General features: G+C 43.6%; 14 protein-coding genes, 3 rRNA genes and 1 other annotated feature. Of the genes, 13 read left to right on the forward strand and 4 right to left on the reverse strand.

The features are described from left to right. Position 1: 1 nt before the first annotated feature. Entirely contained in the window at positions 2–580 is a 579-nt protein-coding gene (locus tag MUN89_RS09340) for a tRNA 5-(aminomethyl)-2-thiouridylate-methyltransferase MnmM (RefSeq protein WP_244713114.1), read from the reverse strand. A 167-nt stretch (positions 581–747) separates the two neighbouring features. Then, positions 748–969: a binding site (T-box leader), on the forward strand. A 45-nt stretch (positions 970–1,014) separates the two neighbouring features. Between MUN89_RS09340 and leuS the strand changes: the two genes are divergently transcribed. The 6 genes from leuS (at position 1,015) to rrf (ending at position 9,665) form a co-directional block, all read left to right on the forward strand. Continuing rightward, on the forward strand, positions 1,015–3,429 hold the full coding sequence (leuS, locus tag MUN89_RS09345; protein WP_244713115.1) for a leucine--tRNA ligase: 2,415 nt from the start codon (positions 1,015–1,017) through the stop codon (positions 3,427–3,429). A gap of 121 nt (positions 3,430–3,550) precedes the next feature. Further along, complete coding sequence (locus MUN89_RS09350; protein WP_244713116.1) at positions 3,551–3,862, forward strand: rhodanese-like domain-containing protein; 312 nt, start codon at positions 3,551–3,553, stop codon at positions 3,860–3,862. 18 nt (positions 3,863–3,880) lie between these two features. Next, a complete protein-coding gene (locus tag MUN89_RS09355; RefSeq protein ID WP_244713117.1) occupies positions 3,881–4,216 on the forward strand; it encodes a rhodanese-like domain-containing protein in 336 nt (111 codons plus the stop codon). Positions 4,217–4,581: 365 nt separating this feature from the next. Beyond that, positions 4,582–6,147, forward strand: a 16S ribosomal RNA gene (locus MUN89_RS09360). A gap of 293 nt (positions 6,148–6,440) precedes the next feature. Continuing rightward, positions 6,441–9,359: ribosomal RNA gene (locus MUN89_RS09365) — 23S ribosomal RNA — on the forward strand. Between the two features lie 192 nt (positions 9,360–9,551). Further along, a 5S ribosomal RNA gene (gene rrf / locus MUN89_RS09370) occupies positions 9,552–9,665 on the forward strand. The 16S, 23S and 5S rRNA genes sit together here, the layout of an rRNA operon. 759 nt (positions 9,666–10,424) lie before the next feature. Here the strand turns inward: rrf and MUN89_RS09375 are convergent. Beyond that, complete coding sequence (locus MUN89_RS09375) at positions 10,425–11,684, reverse strand: BaiN/RdsA family NAD(P)/FAD-dependent oxidoreductase (RefSeq protein ID WP_244713118.1); 1,260 nt, start codon at positions 11,682–11,684, stop codon at positions 10,425–10,427. 107 nt (positions 11,685–11,791) lie between these two features. Here MUN89_RS09375 and MUN89_RS09380 point away from each other — a divergent pair, with 107 nt between their 5' ends. Further along, complete coding sequence (locus MUN89_RS09380; RefSeq protein WP_244713120.1) at positions 11,792–13,411, forward strand: putative polysaccharide biosynthesis protein; 1,620 nt, start codon at positions 11,792–11,794, stop codon at positions 13,409–13,411. Between the two features lie 12 nt (positions 13,412–13,423). After that, positions 13,424–14,149, forward strand: coding sequence for a pseudouridine synthase (locus MUN89_RS09385; protein WP_305852453.1), 726 nt, complete (start codon positions 13,424–13,426; stop codon positions 14,147–14,149). Positions 14,150–14,189: 40 nt separating this feature from the next. Here MUN89_RS09385 and MUN89_RS09390 read toward each other — a convergent pair whose 3' ends face one another. Then, positions 14,190–14,387, reverse strand: coding sequence for a DeoR family transcriptional regulator (locus MUN89_RS09390; protein WP_396266104.1), 198 nt, complete (start codon positions 14,385–14,387; stop codon positions 14,190–14,192). Between the two features lie 183 nt (positions 14,388–14,570). Between MUN89_RS09390 and MUN89_RS09395 the strand changes: the two genes are divergently transcribed. The 4 genes from MUN89_RS09395 to MUN89_RS09410 all read left to right on the forward strand — a co-directional run bounded on the left by MUN89_RS09395 (position 14,571) and on the right by MUN89_RS09410 (position 18,538). After that, positions 14,571–15,596: a potassium channel family protein gene (locus MUN89_RS09395; protein WP_244713124.1), complete on the forward strand. Its 1,026-nt coding sequence runs from the start codon at positions 14,571–14,573 to the stop codon at positions 15,594–15,596. Beyond that, the gene (gene pepV / locus MUN89_RS09400) at positions 15,593–16,972 is read left to right on the forward strand and encodes a dipeptidase PepV (RefSeq protein WP_244713126.1); all 1,380 of its coding nucleotides are present in this window, start codon (positions 15,593–15,595) and stop codon (positions 16,970–16,972) included. The genes MUN89_RS09395 and pepV overlap by 4 nt, the downstream gene beginning before the upstream one ends. A 103-nt stretch (positions 16,973–17,075) precedes the next feature. After that, on the forward strand, positions 17,076–17,642 hold the full coding sequence (gene thpR, locus MUN89_RS09405; protein ID WP_244713128.1) for an RNA 2',3'-cyclic phosphodiesterase: 567 nt from the start codon (positions 17,076–17,078) through the stop codon (positions 17,640–17,642). A gap of 2 nt (positions 17,643–17,644) precedes the next feature. Next, positions 17,645–18,538 carry an NERD domain-containing protein gene (locus MUN89_RS09410; RefSeq protein ID WP_244713130.1) on the forward strand — a complete coding sequence of 298 codons (894 nt, stop codon included), beginning with the start codon at positions 17,645–17,647 and terminating at the stop codon, positions 18,536–18,538. On the opposite strand, the gene MUN89_RS09415 is transcribed toward MUN89_RS09410, so the two are convergent. Further along, entirely contained in the window at positions 18,525–19,541 is a 1,017-nt protein-coding gene (locus MUN89_RS09415) for an EAL domain-containing protein (RefSeq protein ID WP_244713132.1), read from the reverse strand. The genes MUN89_RS09410 and MUN89_RS09415 overlap by 14 nt on opposite strands. A gap of 88 nt (positions 19,542–19,629) precedes the next feature. On the opposite strand from MUN89_RS09415, the gene MUN89_RS09420 reads away from it, so the two are divergent. After that, complete coding sequence (locus tag MUN89_RS09420; RefSeq protein WP_244713133.1) at positions 19,630–20,559, forward strand: diacylglycerol/lipid kinase family protein; 930 nt, start codon at positions 19,630–19,632, stop codon at positions 20,557–20,559. Positions 20,560–20,583: the final 24 nt, after the last annotated feature.

The raw sequence follows: 20,583 nt of genomic DNA on the forward strand, positions 1-20,583 counted from the left end.
GTCATTCAGGCTTTTTTTCAATCGCTAATATAAACGGTGGTGAATTTTGTTGATTAATAAATTGATACTTCAGCACTTCATAATGTGTTTGATTTAACGATTCGGCAAAGGAAACAACCGCATGCTTTTCCTCTTCTCCGCCGGGATGCCCATGATATACTACGACTACAGCCATCCCGCCATGATTAAGTAATTCAATTAGCTGTTGTAAGGAAGATACAGTTTCCTCCGGGGTAGTAATGACTGTTTTGTCACTTCCAGGCAGGTAACCAAGATTATAAATCGCCCCTTGGATTTTTCCTTTATGTTCTTCTGCTATCAGCTTGTTAAGATTGGAATGGCTGGTGTGAAAGAGTTCGACGCGGTTATCCATTCCGTGTTGTGCTACTCGAGACGAAGTGTTGGTAATTGCCTGACTCTGCAGGTCAAAACCGTAAACGAAGCCTTCACTTCCCACTAATTGCGCAAGAAACGCAGTGTCATGACCGTTTCCGCAGGTTCCATCGATAACAATGTCTCCTTTAGAAATGGTATTTTTTAATAAATCGTGTGCATACTCTAAGATACGTAATAACGTCATAATGAAAAGTCCTTTTTTATACCATTCGGTAGATTGGTGTTTTTATGAGTGATTCTTTACTTTATTATTTTACCATTTTAAATGATGCTGAGCTATTACTGGAATGGTGAGACGGCCGGGGTTTTCTTGACAAAGGAAGATTCTTTCATTAATATACGGTTATACATGGAAAGACGTAGAAAAGGAGTAGTAATAAAGGTTCAAGTATTTAAGAGAGACAGCGGTTGGTGCAAGCTGTCCTTGAAGCTTATGAACTCGCCTTGGATGTCGCAAAAGTGAACGCACATGGTAGCTTTTGCCGGTTTAATCACCGTTATCGATTTCAAGTGAACGCTTTTTATTGCGTTAATTTGGGTGGTACCGCGGGAATCAAGCTTCTCGTCCCATATTGGGATGAGGGGCTTTTTTATATTTTTGCTGAGGAGGAAAAAGAAATGGCTTTTGATCATAAGTCCATAGAAAAAAAGTGGCAGAATTATTGGTTAGACCATAAAACATTTCAAACTGATAGTTCTTCTGATAAAGAGAAATTCTATGCTCTGGATATGTTTCCATATCCATCTGGAGCTGGTCTCCACGTCGGGCATCCAGAAGGCTATACAGCAACAGACATTCTTGCCAGAATGAAAAGAATGCAAGGATACGAAGTGCTGCATCCAATTGGCTGGGATGCGTTTGGGTTGCCGGCGGAGCAGTATGCTCTTGATACGGGAAATGACCCGGAAGAATTCACCGCACAAAACATAAAGACGTTTAAGCGGCAGATTCAAGAGCTTGGATTCTCATACGATTGGGATCGTGAAGTGAATACTACAAATCCATACTATTATAAATGGACACAATGGATTTTTCTGAAGCTATATGAAAAAGGTCTTGCATACATCGATGAAGTAGCTGTGAATTGGTGTCCTGCACTGGGAACAGTGCTGGCCAATGAGGAAGTCATCGATGGAAAAAGTGAAAGAGGCGGCCATCCGGTAGAACGCCGGCCGATGAAGCAATGGATGTTGAAGATTACTGAATATGCTGATCGTCTGCTTGATGATTTGGAAGAAGTGGATTGGCCGGAGAGCATAAAGGATATGCAGCGTAATTGGATAGGTAAATCTGAAGGAGCAGAAGTGACATTTGGAATTAAATCAAGTGCATTGTCCTTTGACGTTTTTACCACTCGGCCGGATACTTTATTTGGATCAACCTATGCAGTATTGGCGCCTGAACATCCGCTTGTAAATGAAGTGGTTACTGAAAGTCAGCAGGCTGAAGTCTCTGCCTATATTAATCAGGCGAAACATAAAAGTGATCTCGAGCGTACGGATTTAGCAAAAGATAAAACCGGCGTGTTTACTGGGGCTTATGCAATTAACCCGATTAATGGAGAAGAACTGCCAATCTGGGTAGCTGATTACGTGTTGATGAGTTATGGAAGTGGCGCGATTATGGCTGTTCCTGCTCATGATGAACGAGATTATGAATTTGCAAAGAAATATGACCTTCCCATTGTAGAAGTTGTAGAAGGCGGAAACGTAAAAGAAGAAGCGTACGCTGGTGAAGGAAGCCATATTAACTCAGGTTTTCTAAATGGGTTAGGCAAAGATGAGGCAATTGAAAAAGCAATTGACTGGCTTGAATCTAATCATAAAGGAATTAGAAAAACAACTTATCGCCTGCGTGATTGGCTTTTCAGTAGACAAAGGTACTGGGGCGAACCGATTCCGATCATTCATTGGGAGGATGGCTCCATCACGCCGGTTCCTGAGAGTGATCTCCCTGTTGAACTGCCGAAAACTACTGAAATTAAGCCTTCAGGCACGGGAGAATCGCCGCTTGCCAACATCGACGAGTGGGTGAATGTAGTGGATCCTGAAACCGGAATGAAAGGCCGCAGGGAAACGAACACTATGCCCCAATGGGCTGGAAGCTGCTGGTATTACCTTCGTTATATCGATCCGGATAACGACGAAATATTCGCTAATTATGAAAAACTTAAAAAATGGCTGCCTGTAGATGTCTATATAGGAGGTGCCGAACATGCTGTTCTTCATTTGCTTTATGCACGCTTCTGGCACAAAGTGCTATATGATGCAGGAGTAGTCCCTACGAAGGAACCATTTCAGAAACTGTTCAACCAAGGCATGATCCTTGGTGAAGGAAATGAGAAAATGAGTAAGTCAAAAGGCAACGTGGTGAACCCAGATGACATAGTCTACTCCCATGGTGCCGATACGTTAAGACTATATGAAATGTTTATGGGGCCATTGGAGGCTTCCGTGGCTTGGTCTACAAATGGTCTTGATGGAGCAAGAAGGTTCCTGGACAGGGTGTGGCGGCTGTTTATTGTAGAAGAGGGATTGTCTGCCAACATAAAAGAAAGTACCTCTGACCATTCATTGGATAAGGTTTATCATGAGACCATTCAGAGAGTAAGCGAGCACTTTGAAAATCTTCGCTTTAATACAGGGATTTCGCAAATGATGGTATTTATCAATGAAAGCTACAAAGTAAATGAACTTCCGAAGGAATATGTAGAAGGCTTCGTTAAGCTTCTCTCCCCAGTAGCTCCTCATCTAAGTGAAGAACTTTGGGAAAAACTGGGGCATGAAGGTTCGATCAGCTATGAACCTTGGCCGAAGTATGATGAAACAAAACTTGTTGAAGATGAAGTAGAAATCGTCGTACAGGTGATGGGAAAAGTCAGAGCTAAACTGACAGTCAATAAAGATGCCTCTAAAGAGGACTTGGAAAAAACAGCTTTGGAAAATTCTCAAGTGCAGGAATGGCTGGAAGGAAAAACAGTGCGAAAAGTAATTGTCGTGCCTGGAAAGCTTGTCAATATTGTTGCGAATTAATTCATTTTTCAGGCAGGAGCTCCCGCAGTTCCTGCCAGTTTTATTGGTGAGCCGTTTTCTTGACTTGCTGTGAAATTTTAATAAAATTAGTCATGGTTACATTATACAGGGAGGGTTTTGTATGAGTGATATTCGTCAAATAAAACCAGATGAGTTGGAAAAGTTAATAGAAAAAGATGCAGAGATTCGAGTTATAGACGTAAGGGAAGAGGAAGAAGTGGCTCAAGGCATGATTCCAACAGCACAACATATTCCTTTAGGCACTATACCGGAAACACTTCAAAATCTTGATCCCGCAAATGAATATGTGATGGTTTGCCGTTCTGGAAAAAGAAGTATGAATGCATCAGAATATTTGATGGCACATGGTTTTAAGAATGTGCATAATTTAGAAGGTGGAATGTTAAAGTGGAATGGAGAACTTGTATTTTAACTAAGAGAGGTACTTGAAATGCAAATGATGCTTTTAATGGCAGTTCTTATCTCATTTTTATTTTTAAAGGATCAAGCTGATAAGCGTTCATTAAAACCCTTAACTAATCACAGCTTTAATAATGAAGAATATTGTGTCATCGATATTAGAGATTATATTGTAGCCCATCACTCCCCTTATCCAGGAGCTGAAAACATTCCTTTGAGTTACCTGCCCCGTGCCCTGAAAGAAAGGTTTGACTGCAGTAAATCCATTCTGTTAATAACCGATGGCAAGCGCGGAGCAAAACTAGCTGCTAAAATGATAAGAAAACAACGGCAAAGACCAATTTATTATATCGATTCTGCCCTTTGAGAGCCTTATGAATTTAGTTCAATAAGGCTTTTCTTTTTGCTCTATTAAATTTAACATTTTTTATTGACTTTAGTTAAATATGCATGTATTATGAAAAACGTTGCTTCTTTAAGGGAGCTTACATCAATCAATCTGTTAATCTAAAAAACTCATTGACATATTCTATCAATTTATGCTAATATTTATTTACTGTCGCAAGGCAGCTAATTGATCTTTGAAAACTGAACGAACCAACCAGTACGTCAATTCATTCTTTCTATTATATAGAAGGAATTCAAACAAAGCACACACGATGTGCACACGAGCTTTAGGACCTTCAACGGTGTTGAAGGCAAGCGCTGTCAAAAGCGCACAGCTTTTCAATTTTTTTGGAGAGTTTGATCCTGGCTCAGGACGAACGCTGGCGGCGTGCCTAATACATGCAAGTCGAGCGCGGGAAGCGAGCGGATCCTCTTCGGAGGTGACGCTCGTGGAACGAGCGGCGGACGGGTGAGTAACACGTGGGCAACCTGCCTGTAAGACCGGAATAACCCCGGGAAACCGGGGCTAATGCCGGGTAACACCAACCTTCGCATGAAGGATGGTTAAAAGATGGCTTCTCGCTATCGCTTACAGATGGGCCCGCGGCGCATTAGCTAGTTGGTGAGGTAACGGCTCACCAAGGCGACGATGCGTAGCCGACCTGAGAGGGTGATCGGCCACACTGGGACTGAGACACGGCCCAGACTCCTACGGGAGGCAGCAGTAGGGAATCTTCCGCAATGGACGCAAGTCTGACGGAGCAACGCCGCGTGAACGATGAAGGTTTTCGGATCGTAAAGTTCTGTTGTTAGGGAAGAACAAGTACCGTGCGAATAGAGCGGTACCTTGACGGTACCTAACGAGGAAGCCCCGGCTAACTACGTGCCAGCAGCCGCGGTAATACGTAGGGGGCAAGCGTTGTCCGGAATTATTGGGCGTAAAGGGCACGCAGGTGGTTTCTTAAGTCTGATGTGAAAGCCCACGGCTCAACCGTGGAGGGTCATTGGAAACTGGGGAACTTGAGGACAGAAGAGGAGAGTGGAATTCCACGTGTAGCGGTGAAATGCGTAGATATGTGGAGGAACACCAGTGGCGAAGGCGACTCTCTGGTCTGTCTCTGACGCTGAGGTGCGAAAGCGTGGGTAGCAAACAGGATTAGATACCCTGGTAGTCCACGCCGTAAACGATGAGTGCTAGGTGTTAGGGGCTTCCACCCCTTAGTGCTGAAGTTAACGCATTAAGCACTCCGCCTGGGGAGTACGGCCGCAAGGCTGAAACTCAAAGGAATTGACGGGGGCCCGCACAAGCGGTGGAGCATGTGGTTTAATTCGAAGCAACGCGAAGAACCTTACCAGGTCTTGACATCCTTGGCCCACCCTAGAGATAGGGTTTTCCCTTCGGGGACCAAGTGACAGGTGGTGCATGGTTGTCGTCAGCTCGTGTCGTGAGATGTTGGGTTAAGTCCCGCAACGAGCGCAACCCCTGACCTTAGTTGCCAGCATTCAGTTGGGCACTCTAAGGTGACTGCCGGTGACAAACCGGAGGAAGGCGGGGATGACGTCAAATCATCATGCCCCTTATGACCTGGGCTACACACGTGCTACAATGGATGGTACAAAGGGCAGCGAAGCCGCGAGGTGTAGCAAATCCCATAAAACCATTCTCAGTTCGGATTGCAGGCTGCAACTCGCCTGCATGAAGCCGGAATCGCTAGTAATCGCGGATCAGCATGCCGCGGTGAATACGTTCCCGGGCCTTGTACACACCGCCCGTCACACCACGAGAGTTGGCAACACCCGAAGTCGGTGAGGTAACCTTTTTGGAGCCAGCCGCCGAAGGTGGGGCCAATGATTGGGGTGAAGTCGTAACAAGGTAGCCGTATCGGAAGGTGCGGCTGGATCACCTCCTTTCTAAGGATACACGAAAGGCGGAAGCGACCGTTCAGACCCGACGAACGAAGCGAGCATACCGAAGAGGCTTTACAGCCTCGGAGTAGGATCGCTTCGGGCGCCAGGGTCTGGGAGCTGAAGCTGGATCGTAAGGAGGCGTACTCGGTTGGTTGTTCAGTTTTGAAAGATCAAGTGATCTTTCTTACGTGAACCTTGAAAACTGGATAAGAAATCAATAGTTTCATCAAGTGATGGAGCTAGTGATGACAAGACATTCAACGAACATCGAAAGAAACAAACGTCTTTTCACAGATAGTTAAGTGAACAAGGGCGCACGGTGGATGCCTTGGCACTAGGAGCCGATGAAGGACGGGACTAACACCGATATGCTCCGGCAAGCCGTAAGTAGGCTGTGAACCGGAGATTTCCGAATGGGGAACCCACTATTCGTAATGGAATAGTGTCCATGACTGAATCCATAGGTCATGGACGGCAGACCCGGGGAACTGAAACATCTCAGTACCTGGAGGAAGAGAAAGCAAATGCGATTTCCCGAGTAGCGGCGAGCGAAACGGAAACAGCCCAAACCAGAAAGCAAGCTTTCTGGGGTTGTAGGACACTCCTTTGGAGTTACCAAGAAGAAAGGTAGGCGAATCGATCTGGAACGATCAGCCAGAGCAGGTAACAGCCCTGTAGCCGAAACCTTTCTTCCTCCGGAGTGGATCCTGAGTACGGCGGAACACGAGAAATTCCGTCGGAATCCGGGAGGACCATCTCCCAAGGCTAAATACTCCCTAGTGACCGATAGCGAACCAGTACCGTGAGGGAAAGGTGAAAAGCACCCCGGAAGGGGAGTGAAAGAGATCCTGAAACCGTGTGCCTACAAGTAGTCGGAGCCCGTTAATGGGTGACGGCGTGCCTTTTGTAGAATGAACCGGCGAGTTACGACTGTATGCAAGGTTAAGCCGTGAGCGGCGGAGCCGCAGCGAAAGCGAGTCTGAACAGGGCGAGTGAGTATGCGGTCGTAGACCCGAAACCGTGTGATCTACCCATGTCCAGGGTGAAGGTCAGGTAACACTGACTGGAGGCCCGAACCCACGCAAGTTGAAAATTGCGGGGATGAGGTGTGGGTAGGGGTGAAATGCCAATCGAACACGGAGATAGCTGGTTCTCTCCGAAATAGCTTTAGGGCTAGCCTCAGAATAGAAAGTCTTGGAGGTAGAGCACTGATTGGACGAGGGGCCCCTATCGGGTTACCGAATTCAGTCAAACTCCGAATGCCAGCGACTTTGTTCTGGGAGTCAGACCGTGGGTGATAAGGTTCATGGTCGAGAGGGAAACAGCCCAGACCGCCAGCTAAGGTCCCTAAGTGTGTGTTAAGTGGAAAAGGATGTGGAGTTGCTTAGACAACCAGGATGTTGGCTTAGAAGCAGCCATCATTGAAAGAGTGCGTAATAGCTCACTGGTCGAGTGACTCTGCGCCGAAAATATACCGGGGCTAAACACACCACCGAAGCTGCGGATTGATCTTACGATCAGTGGTAGGAGAGCGTTCTAAGGGCGGTGAAGTCAGACCGTAAGGACTGGTGGAGCGCTTAGAAGTGAGAATGCCGGTATGAGTAGCGAAAAAAGAGTGAGAATCTCTTTCACCGAAAGCCTAAGGGTTCCTGAGGAAGGCTCGTCCTCTCAGGGTTAGTCGGGACCTAAGCCGAGGCCGACAGGCGTAGGCGATGGACAACAGGTGGATATTCCTGTACCACCTCCTTTCCGTTTGAACGACGGGGAGACGCAGGAGGATAGGGAGAGCGCGCCATTGGATGAGCGCGTCCAAGCAGCAAGACGGCCGGATAGGCAAATCCGTCCGGTGGGAACGTCAAGCTGTGATGGGGAGGGAACTAAAGTACCGAAGCTCCTGAGTTCACACTGCCAAGAAAATCCTCTAGTGAGGAAAGAGGTGCCCGTACCGCAAACCAACACAGGTAGGCGAGGAGAGGATCCTAAGGTGAGCGGGAGAACTCTCGTTAAGGAACTCGGCAAAATGACCCCGTAACTTCGGGAGAAGGGGTGCTCCTCTGCCGAGGAGCCGCAGTGAAAAGGCCCAAGCGACTGTTTACCAAAAACACAGGTCTCTGCGAAGCCGTAAGGCGAAGTATAGGGGCTGACACCTGCCCGGTGCTGGAAGGTTAAGGGGATGCGTTAGCTTTTGGCGAAGCGCTGAACCGAAGCCCCAGTAAACGGCGGCCGTAACTATAACGGTCCTAAGGTAGCGAAATTCCTTGTCGGGTAAGTTCCGACCCGCACGAAAGGTGCAACGACTTGGGCACTGTCTCAACGAGAGACCCGGTGAAATTATACTATGCGTGAAGATGCGCATTACCCGCGACAGGACGGAAAGACCCCGTGGAGCTTTACTGTAGCCTGATATTGAATGTTGGTACAGCTTGTACAGGATAGGTAGGAGCCAGAGAAGCCGGAGCGCCAGCTTCGGTGGAGGCGCTGGTGGGATACTACCCTGGCTGTACGGACATTCTAACCCAGGGCCGTGATCCGGTCCGGAGACAGTGTCAGGTGGGCAGTTTGACTGGGGCGGTCGCCTCCCAAAAGGTAACGGAGGCGCCCAAAGGTTCCCTCAGAATGGTTGGAAATCATTCGCAGAGTGTAAAGGCACAAGGGAGCTTGACTGCGAGACCTACAAGTCGAGCAGGGACGAAAGTCGGGCTTAGTGATCCGGCGGTTCCGCATGGAAGGGCCGTCGCTCAACGGATAAAAGCTACCCCGGGGATAACAGGCTTATCTCCCCCAAGAGTCCACATCGACGGGGAGGTTTGGCACCTCGATGTCGGCTCATCGCATCCTGGGGCTGTAGTCGGTCCCAAGGGTTGGGCTGTTCGCCCATTAAAGCGGTACGCGAGCTGGGTTCAGAACGTCGTGAGACAGTTCGGTCCCTATCCGTCGTGGGCGTTGGAAATCTGAAAGGAGCTGTCCTTAGTACGAGAGGACCGGGATGGACACACCGCTGGTGTACCAGTTGTTCCGCCAGGAGCATCGCTGGGTAGCTACGTGTGGACGGGATAAGTGCTGAAAGCATCTAAGCATGAAGCCCCCTTGAGATGAGATTTCCCTTACCTCTAAGGTAATAAGATCCCTCAGAGACGATGAGGTAGATAGGTCCGAGGTGGACGCGTGGTGACACGTGCAGCTGACGGATACTAATCGATCGATGACTTATCTAAATTGAAAAGCGAAAGCGACTGTTCAGATCCGATTGGCTAAGCAAGCTCGCAGGAAGGCTGGGGTTTTTCAGCCTGGATGAGAGATCGCTTAGATCACGAGGATCTAGGAGCTGCAGCTAGACATACAACTATGAGGTTCGTTTGAATGTGCACTTATCCAGTTTTGAGGGTTCACCTCAACAATCCAAATGATGTGGTAGTAACGGCGAAGAGGTCACACCTGTTCCCATGCCGAACACAGCAGTTAAGCTCTTCAGCGCCGATGGTAGTCGGGTCGATCCCCGTGAGAGTAGGACGCTGCCACATCACAATGTAAGCTTTGGACTTTATCCAAAGCTTTTTCTTATGGTTGAAAATATCCTCCAGCAGCTAAAAGTTTTATATTATTTCACCTTTCCTGTAAACTATATGTAAACTCTTTATTCCAATAATAAAGGTTTCGGCTGCTGTTTCATTTAATACAGTAGAAAATACATAGCACAAGTTAGAAAGACTACTTAGAAGAGAGGAGTTATTATGGCAAAGCTTGTAAGAAAACATGATACGTATTTAAATTGGAAATATGCGGTCTACCTCATTTTTATCCCATTAGGCTTTTATTTACTTTCTCAACAAGACCAAGTGACTAATATACAGCATATCACGCTAATTGCTATAATTATCATCTTAGCTCTGACCGGCGTTTTTGGGATAACCAGCAGGTATTCATCGATGAAAGCCTATGGGTATCTATATTTTATCTGTTCTGTCCTTTTTACTTATATGGCCTTAGTATTTATTTGGTAGATTAGTTGGAGGGATACGTATTCAATTAGTGAGGTGGAGCTATTCCCGACGAAAAGTCGTACGAGGTTATTTTGATAAGTTTCCCAACTCAGTGATTTATTTTCGCAGGATAAAAACATTTTACATTCTACATTCGCTGGACTGGAATGCGCAGGATCCTTTAGTAACAGACCAAGATCGTGAAGAAATGCAAATTTTGTTAAATAGAGAATTAGGTAGAGAATATGATTATTTACATAGAAAATCGAGAAGCAGTTAACTGCTTCTCGATTTTTTCCATTAACTGAAGGATTCCCAGGCAGCATGCATACCGGCTACCCGCCCTGTTACCATTGCCGCAGTAATATTATAACCTCCCGTGTACCCGTGAATATCCAAAATTTCGCCGCAAAAGTATAATCCATCCATTAATTTGGATTGCATCGTATTCGGAATAATTTCTTTGATGGAGACACCTCCACCCGTAACAAAAGCCTTTTCAATCGGTTGTGAGTCATATACCTGTACTTGAAAATGCTTAAGCATCTTAAGAAAGTTCTGCAGCTTCTGATTTGAAAGATTTGCGGCTTTGTCTTCAGGAAGAATCTCTGCCTTCTCCAATGTGTAGTCCAATAATCGTTCCGGCACAAGTCCTTTCACAAGGTTTCTGAACGCTTTCCTTGGCTGTTCCCGGGTTTTGCTTTGAAGACTGTTGAACAATTCCTGTTCATGTTCAGACGGAAGGCAGTCAATCTCTAGAGTGACGGGACAATTCCCTTTCATAAATTCCTTCACAGCGTATTGAGAGCACCTAAGGATCGCTGGCCCCGATAAGCCGAAATGAGTAAATAACATATCCATTTGGTGGCTGACAATCTCTTTGCCTTTTGGATTAAGAACAGAAACTTTTACGTCTCGCAGTGAAAGACCTTGAAGTCGTTTTTCTTTAATAAAAGGATCTTTAGAGAGCAGAGGGACTTCAGTCGGAAAAATTTTAGTAATCGAGTGGCCGGCTTTTTTTGCCCATGCATAACCGTCTCCTGTAGAACCTGTGTGAGGTACGGCTTTGCCTCCCACAGCTAAAACAACAACCTTTGTTTTAACAATCATATTGTTTTTTAATAAAATGCTGTGCTCATTATTTCCGAATTCTATTGATTCAACAGGCGTGTCCGTTCGAATTTCTACCGAAAGTTCACTTAATCTGTTAAGAAGGCTGTTTACCACATCTTTTGCTTTGTTGCTGACCGGAAACATGCGTCCGTGATCTTCTTCCTTTAACGCAACACCTAATCCTTCAAAAAAATCAATGATATCAAAATTATTAAAGACAGAAAACGGACTGTATAAAAACTTTCCATTGCCTGGGATATGTTTGATGACTTCCTCCTCCGGAAGACGATTGGTAACATTACATCTTCCTCCACCAGAGATAGCGAGCTTTTTTCCTAACTTATTCCCTTTATCGAGCAGCAGAGTACGGGCTCCTTGCTCGGCAGCTGCGATGGCAGCCATGAGGCCTGAGGGACCTCCTCCAATTATGGTGACGTCATAGGTCATGGGAGGGACTTCCTTTCTTTTTAGCACTAAAACACTTGTTACTTCCTTATTTATGATAAAATAGATGCGGTCGATTCTACAAAAAAATTGAAGGTGAAACTAACATTATGTCGAAAATTCTAAAAGGCACGATGCTTTTGACAGGAGCTACTTTTCTGTCGAAGCTTTTAGGAATGATTTACACAATTCCATTTGCACAAATGGTAGGTCCGGAGGGAACGGATCTCTATTTTTACGCTTATACACCTTATAATATCTTATTAAGTGTTTCAACGCTTGGCGTTCCATTAGCCGTATCTAAATTTGTGTCTAAGTATAATTCGCTTGGCGATTATCAAACTAGCAGAAGAATACTAAGAACGGGTATACAGCTTATGGCTGTATCCGGTCTCATTGCTTTTCTAGTCTTATTCTTTGCTGCCAAGCAAATGGCGATTTGGACGCTGTCAGATGGAGCAAGTCCCCAATATATTGAAGATACAGCTATGGTTATCCGGATGGTGAGCTTTGCTCTCATAATAATTCCAAGTATGAGTATTGTAAGGGGATTTTTCCAGGGAAACGAATCGATGGGGCCAACTGCAGTTTCCCAGGTTGTTGAACAAATCATCCGTATAGTTTTTCTATTAATCGCTGTATTTATTATCCAGTATGTCATAAAGGGCTCGCTGACTATGTCGGTAGGATTTGCAACGTTTGCAGCTTTTGTAGGAGGTTTAGCTTCTATTGCTGTGCTTTACACTTACTGGGTAAAGCGCAAGCCTCACTTGGATCGATTGCTTTCCCAGCAGGAATATACGTATGACATAACCAAAGCCTCGATGATAAAGGAATTGTTAGGCTATGCAGGCCCTTTTGTACTTGTTGGGATTGCGACCCCGCTTTATCAATTCGTTGATCAAATGACTTTTAACGATGCAATGGCAGCAGCAGGGCTGAGTGATTTAGCAGAAGGTTCTATTTCTGCTATTAACTTCCTTAGTCATAAACTTGTCATTATTCCTGTTACTCTAGGGATTGGATTATCATTGGCGATTCTGCCAGCCATAACGAAGGCTTTTACGAACGATCAAAAGCCGCAGTTATTTAGACAAATTAACCAGGCACTCCAAATTGTAGCCTTGTTGATTGTTCCGGCTATTGTCGGCTTGTCCATTGTAGCATACGAAGCTTACGGAACATTCTATGGGATGGAGAAATTGAGCTACTATGGAGGGTTGTTACGGTGGTATGCACCGGTCGGTTTGTTTTTTGCCCTTTATACTGTAACAGCTTCCATTTTACAAGGGATTAATCGGCAGAACTTTGCTGTCATCAGCCTTGGCACAGGACTTCTGATCAAGATATGTACAAATTCGTGGCTTGTTCTATTATTAGGTGCAAAAGGCGCTATTGTGGCCACAGGTCTGGCGGTGGCTTCCGCTGTAATATTAAATCTTTATAAGATCAAACAAGCGATCAATTTTTCGTATCGGCAATTATTTAAACGCACGCTGTTAATATTAATACTGACTGTAATTATGGGAGCCAGCGTCTGGCTGGTGAAATGGCTGTTAGGATTAGGGTTGGATCCTATGCAAAATCGTATACACGCCCTCCTTACACTTGTTTTAAGTGTAACAGCTGGAGCCATTGTATATTTGTATCTTTCTTATAGGACAACGCTGCTTGAACGTATTTTAGGTGGCAGAATTTCGAAACTTGACAGATGGTTGAAACGCAAGTAAGGAGAGTTGATGATGAGGATTGATAAATTACTGGCCAATATGGGTTACGGAACGCGTAAAGAAGTAAAAGCTCTTTTAAAAGGAGGAAGTGTGCGAGTAAATGGACAGCCTGAAAAGAGTGCGAAGACCCATGTGAACCCTGATGAAGATGAGGTCACGGTTCATGGAGAAACGGTCGAATATAAAGATTATATTTATTTAATGATGAATAAGCCTGGGGATTTAATTTCTGCTACAGAGGATGCCAATGACATGACGGTGATTGATATTCTTCAGCCCGAGGACCAGGTGTTTCAGCCTTTTCCCGTAGGAAGACTTGATAAAGATACAGAAGGACTTTTGTTAATTACAAATGATGGAAAGTTATCCCATAAGCTCACTTCCCCGAAGAAAGATGTCGGAAAGACTTACTATGCTGTCATTAAGGGCACTGTTGATGATAAGGATGTAGAAGACTTTAAGAATGGCATTAAGCTTGAGGATGGCTATGTAACCAAACCGGCGGAATTGAAAATTCTCAGCGCTGAAGCTCAATCTGAAATAGAAATAACGATTACAGAAGGAAAGTTTCACCAGGTGAAAAGAATGTTCGAAGCGGTGGATAAACGGGTGACTTATTTAAAACGGATAAGAATGGGTGATTTAGCGCTGGATCCTACGCTGGAACTAGGAGAATATCGGGAATTGAGAGAAGAAGAGCTTGACTATCTTCTTTCCTTAACACACTTAAGTCAATAAAAAACACCCGGATTATCATCCGGGTGGTATATACATAAGTTTAGGATATTTTCACTTTTTTATGAGTCGTCGTCCACTTTCCACGGTTTGGGCTTGCCACAAGACCGTTATATTCCAAAATGCTTAAGTCCCTTTGCATGGTTCGGTCTGTAATGCCGAATTCATCAGCTAGCTGGTTGGTTGTAACTGTCCCCTGTTCTCTAATATAAAGGTAAACAGCTTTAATCCGAGTAAGCATACGGGATGATGGATGATTCAAAAAACCACTCCTTAATTATCATTCGTTGGAATTTGTGGGGCTAGTGAATCCTATGAAGTTGTCTTTATTTTAACGTAAAGATATTTCATTCGCTACAAAGTTGCACCTATTTTACTGATAATTCATTAAATTTACAAACATTTAAAAATAGGAGGACGAAAAATGGCAATACTAAGAAAATTATTACTTAAAATGGTCAGAGTTAATAATTATGTATTATTTATTTCCAGTGCCGTCCTTGTTTTATTCACTTCTTTTCTAATCGTTGTTGTAGAAAATCAAACCTTTCCTACATTTTTTGATGGTTTCTGGTGGGTGATGACTACGGTTACAACAGTTGGATATGGAGACTATTTCCCGGTTACTGCAGCTGGGAGAATCATTGCGATCGTGCTCTATATAGTGGGAATCGGTTTAATTGGAGTTGTTATTGGCAAAATTATCGACGGTCTTGCTGTGTTTCGAAAAAAACGTTTGGAGGGAGATATCGTGTTTAAAGGATCAGGACATTTCATAATTATCGGCTGGTCGCAAAAAGCCCAGTTTGCCGTGAAAGAAATGGTGGAAACGGAAGAAAATGTTGAAATTGTGATTATTGACGAGCTGCCAGAAGCCCCCATCCTTACGGAAAATATTCATTACTTAAAAGGCAACGCTTCTGAAGAAGAAACACTGTTAAATGCCAATGTCAAAGAAGCCCGATCCGTGCTCATTTTTGCGGAGGATCAGCTGTCTAACGATCAGTTAATTGATGGGAAGACACTTCTTATTGCCTCTACCATCGAATCTTTATCCTCACACGTTCATACCGTTGTTGAAATCATGGAAGAACGGCATATTAAAAACTTTAAACATGTGAATGTGGATGAATTTATCATTTCAAATGAAACGATTTCTTCCCTTGCTGTACGCTCGGCTTTTCGTAAAGGTGTCTCAGGTATATATGGACAATTGCTTAGACGCTCAGTGGGAGATGATTTGTATCACGTACCCGTGAATAAAAACTGGAGAACGTACCGGGATGCTTTTCAAGCACTGATTTCACAAGGGGCCACTCTAATTGCTGACAGAAATGATTTGACTATCAACCGTAAACTGGATCATGACCTCCCGGAACATGCAGAACTTTATGTGGTGTGTGATAAACATACGTATGAAAAAATTATGAAGGCTGGTGCAATTTTATGAATTTTGAGAAGCAGAGCCGCTCGTATGAGAAGGAATTTATTCAAAACGTCTCCAAGTTATTAGTAATTCCTAGCATATATGAAGAGGATAAAAACTATCCATACGGAAAACCCATCCATGAGGCTTTAACAACTATGCTTAACATTGGAAAGGAAGATGGATTCAAGGTAAAAGATGTCGACGGGCACGCGGGACATATTGAATTTGGAGAAGGGGAAGAAGTCATTGGAATCTTAGGCCATTTAGATGTAGTCCCTCCAGGGGAAGGGTGGTCTACTGAACCATTTACACCGGAATTAAAAGACGGAAAATTGTATGCAAGGGGAGCACAAGATGATAAAGGACCAGTCGTAGCCGCTTATATGGCTATGAAGCTTCTGAAAAATGAAGGGTTTCAGCCGAAGAAAAAAGTCAGACTCATTTTAGGGACGGATGAAGAAAGAGACTGGAAAGGGATAGAACATTACTTCTCACAAGAAGAAATGCCTGTATTTGGCTTCTCACCAGATGCTGCGTTCCCTGTCATCCACGCAGAAAAAGGGTTAATCGATGGTTATTTTACTTTTAGCTCAAACAAACCATCCGCTGGTAAGGAAGCAATTGAACTCATCTCGATCGAGGCTGGTGACCGTTTGAATATGGTCCCAGACTATGCAGAGGCAATTCTATCAACGTCTAAGGATATTCCATCTATGCTTGAAGGCTTTCTTTCTAAAAGTGAGGCAGATGGAAAAACCGTCGTAAAAGAAGGTAGATTTCACGTCTCGATAGAAGGAAAATCTGTGCATCCCAGCAAACCAGCCCAAGGCGTAAATGCTATCGTTGAATTGTTACGTTTTCTAAAAGATCTTCCTATTAAGGAATCACTGCTATTTCAATCTTTATACAGTTCTTTTTCGAGCACCTCAGGAGAACAGGCTGGATTGGCCTTACAGGATAATGTGTCTGGTTCGTTGACTTTGAATCTTGGATCTTTGACGTACTCGACTCCTTCTTCGTTAAAACTGGGAATCAATCTTCGTTATCCGGTGACAGAAAGAGGAGAGGATGTAATCAAGCTCCTTCAACAAATTGCTGATAACCATGAAGGTTCCTTTGAATTGTATGATCATTTAGCACCGTTATATGTGGAAAAAGATCATCCCTATGTCGAAACGCTAATGAACGTCTATAATAAAACGGTTACTAACAAGGCAGAACCAGTGGCTATCGGAGGTGCTACGTACGCCAGGGTACTGGAAACTGGCGTAGCCTTTGGAGCGCTATTTGAAGAAAGTCCAGATACGGCCCATCAAAAGGATGAGCATGTACGGATAAAAGATATGGTAAAATCGATTGCTATTTACGCAGATGCCATCTATCAACTTACGAAATAAAAGGACAAAGTTATTTCGTCTAGACGTTTCCCTAAGGGAAAAGCCTGCTGTTGTAAATCGTACAATTGTTCATAAATTCCTTTTCGAAAGGAGAATAACTTTAATGAATTCGCCGCACTATTTTATTGGAATCTCTGTATCCTCCAAGGTAAGAAAAATGCTGCAATTATGGCAGAGTGATTTAAGACGTCATATGACGTATAAAGTGTGGACACATCCTGATGATTTTCATATTACAGTGAAATTTCTCGGTGCATGCACCGATGATAAGATAGAGGAATGGAAAAATCGTTTTAGTGAATTCAAGGACCAAAGTTTTTCAGTAAAAGTTGGGCCAGCAGCGGGCTTTGGAAAAAAAGAGCACCCAAGAGTAGTTCATGCAGAAGTTAGCAGACATTCTGAGCTAATGAACCTAAAAAGCCAGGTAGAACAAATAGGCGTTGAACTAGGGTTTCCAATAGAAAAAAGGGCGTACCATCCGCATGTGACCCTCGCAAAAAAATGGGTGGCCGGCAATTTACCGTTTGAAATGAACAATCCAAATCCAGACTACAGTCAAGTGACGGAAATGGAAGTAGAAAGCCTAAACTTATTTCAAATCCATCCCGCAGAACTGCCAAAGTATGAACCGATTTGTAAATACGGATTTGAAAACGTTGAGGAGGGATAAGCTTGGCGCAACTAATAAAGTTGTCGGATTATATCTCAAGGTACGAAGTGAACATTTATCAATATCCAAGTAAATTTATTCGATTAAAACAGGAAAACTGGAAGAAAATGAAAGGGCTTTGGGAGCACGGACGTTCATTAGATGAGCCTAGTCAAAAGGATAACACCCCGCTGAGCATTTGGAAGAAAATTTCAGGAAGAAAAGAAGAGTTAGAGAAAGATTTAGACATTCGTGAAGAACTTCCTGAAAACCTTTCAGACCTCAAGCAATATTTCTTAGATGGACTGTTTCCTTTTCAGCTAAAATGGGCATCGACAACATTGATGCAGAAATCTTTCTTACATAAGTCTTACCATCAAGATGAAATTTTAAAGTTTTTTTTGCAGCGTTTTCCTGACAGCTATTTAATTATGTATAAACCTGTAGTAGAAATGAAAAATGCAAAAATGGATGCAGAAGTCATTTTAATAGGACCTGCCAGTATTGAAATTATTCATTATCTTTCTCTTCCGCTTGCAGGCAAAGTTCATCCCTCCAGTGAGAAAATGTGGAAAGTTGAAGAACGAGGCAATATGTCCAAAATCTTAAGTCCTCTTCTTTCACTGCACAGGTCAGAAACTTATGTGCGTAGTGTATTAAATCAATATCATATTGATTTTCCTTATCACAAAGTGGTACTAGCACCAGAGCTCACATTTGAAGAAGTACAAGAACCCTTCAACACTTCCTTCATAGATGAGTCCCGTTATTCTGAATGGTTGTACGGAAAGCGAAAACCAGCCTCTCCCTTGAAGCACGAGCAGTTAAAAGCGGCTGAGGTACTTCTGCAGCATTCGATGACAACTGCAGTTAAACGGCCGGAATGGGAGGAGGAGGAAGATTCTACGGATGAATGAGCTTATCTTGAGGGTAAGGCTTTGGTTTTCCGATAAAGTATCCTTGGCCATAGTCGATATCGTGAGCTTTTAACCAGTTCCATTCCTCCATAGTTTCAATCCCTTCAGCAAGCACCTTAATATTCAAGGTTTGAGCGCGATCCATAACATTGTAAAGAAATTTCTGGTTTGCTTCATCCTGATTACAATTACGTACATAGGAACGGTCAATTTTTAATATATCGGGCTGAATAAGGCTAAGCATGTCAAGTGTACTGTAGCCTGTCCCTACATCATCCAGAGCCACTTTCATTCCTGAGGCCTGATATGTATCAAGAATCGATTTTAAATGAGGTACATCGGTTATTTTTTCAGACTCAACTACTTCGAACACTAAATCCTCTGGATTAACATTAAATTCTTTAACAATTTGAAACGTATGCTGAAGACAGAATTCCGGGACGTAAATCGTAGATGGGAGAAAATTGATAAACATTTTCTGTCCTTCTGAAAGATATTGGGCTTTTTTCTTTACAGCCGTCCGTCTTGCTTTTTGGTCGAGCATGGAGTGCAGGCCGGAGCGGTGGGCAAACGAAAACAACATACCTGGGTCAATATCCTTGTAGCTAGTGCGAAGCAATGCTTCGTACCCAAAGATTGAGTTTGACTTCATATCAAGAATCGGCTGAAAGTAAGAAGTAAAATCAGACTGGTGAATAATCTCTGCGAGTTCAGGATGTTCTAATCGCTCAAAGAGATGACGGAGTGTTATCGGGAAAATATGGGCAGATGCATCAAGTACATAAATCCATTCCTCCGGCTCTTTTTTTGTGATTAATGATTTCAAAACGTTTTGAAGCTGTGTTTTTGTTTCGTATGTAATGACCTTGGAGTTCTTCATTTCTGATAGAGCAGCCGAGCTGACAGCCACATCTCGGTCAAATAATGAGGGAAGATCAAAAAGTAATGCCCCGCTTTCAGGGATAGAAACAGCTGTTCCACAAAATTGACAGTCCACGCCCATGAAATAACCCCTCCTTTATAAATAATAGTATAATATAGCAGGAGGTTTGTTGTATAATATTATGGCAAAGTCATAGGAGAAATGTCGGATGTATATTATAATTGTAAATCCGGAAGCAGGTCAAAAGTCAGCAGACAAACTGTTTCAAAAGATCCAAAAAGAACCCTTATTCAAAAGTAAAAACTGCCGCTCTTTTTACACATCATACAAGGGGCATGCAGAGAAGCTGACAAGGCAGCTCATAGAGATACATAAAGAAGTCCTCCAATGTGTAATCGTCATCGGAGGAGATGGGACCTTTCATGAAGTGATCAATGGCCTTAAAGAAAATCCTGAGTTTCCAGTTGCTTTTATCCCAGCAGGCTCAGGAAATGATTTCTCAAGAGGGATTTCAAGCAGTCAAGATGGAGTAGAGCTGTTTCGCAGCATTGTAGTGACTCCACAGATAATAAGGGTCAACCATGGCTCTTACCGGTTACAACAAAGCAGTCGTACTGGTAAAAGAGTGTTTGCGAACAGTATTGGGTTTGGTTTGGATGGAAAAGTTGTGGAAGTGGCAAATAACCCTTTATTTCGTAAATGGTTGAGGCGGTTTCACTTGAGTTCATTCCGTTATATTTTTGCCTTGCTTAAAGTCCTCCCAAAGTATAAACCTATTCAGGTTGATTTGAAGATAGATGGCAGAAAATTATCGTTAGGAAAAGCTTCCCTCCTTTCTATTACCAACCACCCCTTTTACGGTAAGGGGATGAAAATTGCTCCAGGAGCACATATAATGAGCCCCCGCTTTAAAGTAGTGCTCATTAAGCCATTAAAAAAGTGGAAGCTGCTCATGTTTTTTCTGTTAGTTTTCACCGGACAGCATACGAAACTAAAAGAAGTGAGTCTAATGGATGCGGAATCAGTCGAAGTATTTTCCTCTTCGCCGCTTCCTTATCAAGCAGACGGTCAGCATGGAGCTACTTTTTATTGCAAAATCGATAAAGCAGAAGTGCCGCTTACAGTCATGAAGGGGTAACACTTCCTCTTGAAAGACATTTCA

This window comes from Halobacillus salinarum (genome assembly GCF_022919095.1).
In the GTDB taxonomy this organism is placed as follows: Bacteria; Bacillota; Bacilli; order Bacillales; family Halobacillaceae; genus Halobacillus_B; species Halobacillus_B salinarum.